Below are 1,053 nucleotides of genomic sequence, written 5' to 3'. Positions count from 1 at the left end.
GCGGCCTGCGCCCGAGGGTCGCCCGGGTCGGCGTCCGCCGCGGCCGCGAGCGCCCCGGCCCGTGCGGCCACCGCGACGCCGACGGCGGTCGACACCGTTCCGTCGATGCCGGCGAGCCCGCGGTTCGCCCGCACCTCGATGCGCTTGCCCGGTGCGGCGGCGTCGAGCTCCCGCACGAGCCGGGAGGCCGCGAGCACGAGGCGATCGTGCGGCCACGTGGACTTCCACACCGCGAGGGCGAGGGAGCGCCGCGTGATCGGCGCCCGGAACTCGGCGAGGCTCTGCTCGGCGTACTCGCGGCGCGCGGCGTAGTCGTCGAAGGCCGCGGGCTCGGGCGGCAGCTTGCGCGGCATCCACGGTGCGTCGTCGGGCGCGGCGAGTGGATCGTCCGCCGCGGACTCGGTCTCCGGTGCCCCGACGGGGACGGCGACCGGGGCCGTGACCGGGGCCTGCGGCTTCGCGGCGGGCTCGGATTCGACGGGCGACTCGGCGGCTTCGGCCGGGTCGATCACCGTCTCGGCCGACCCGGCGGCACGCTCGGCCGACCCGCGCGCCGGTGCGGCCGCCGCCGCGGCGCGGTCGGCATCCTGGCGCTCGTCGAAGTCGAGGACGTGCCGGCTCGCGCTCACCCAGCGGCCGAGCCACGCGCGGTCGGCCTCGCTCGCCGCGTGGGGCAGAGCGACGACGCCGCGCTCGAAGCGCCGCACGCGCCGACCGGGGTTGTACCACTCGGCGCCGGCCGGAGCGACGACGATCGCCTCGACCTCGGGCTGCCCGATGATCGCCGGGATCTCGCGCGAGAGCGTCGGGTACCCGAACACGATCACACGGCGCACGCGACCGCCGAAGTCCGGGTCGTGCAGCAGCGTGCGGCCGGCGACCACGAGGTTCGGGCCGAAATGCGCTCCCGAGACGACCTCGGCGATGAGCGGCCACCCGCCCGCGCGGGCGAACTCCTCCGCCGCGGGCCCGGCGCCCGCGCCGGCGACGACGATCGTGCCGGGCATCGGCGGCACCGGCGAGCGCCGCCCGAGCGGCGGCTTCGGGGCGGAC

The 1,053-nt window shown here is 78.4% G+C and carries 1 pseudogene; it reads right to left on the bottom strand.

Annotation, left to right across the window (positions count from 1 at the left end):
• Positions 1-1,007 (bottom strand): annotated as a pseudogene (locus GB864_RS17975) (hypothetical protein); the annotation flags it as partial.
• Positions 1,008-1,053 lie beyond the last annotated feature (46 nt).

Origin of the sequence: Agromyces seonyuensis (genome assembly GCF_009789225.1) — a bacterium.
Taxonomy (GTDB): Bacteria; Actinomycetota; Actinomycetes; order Actinomycetales; family Microbacteriaceae; genus Agromyces; species Agromyces seonyuensis.
Note: the sequence above shows the minus strand (reverse complement) of the source record. Positions and strands in the feature narration are given on the sequence as shown.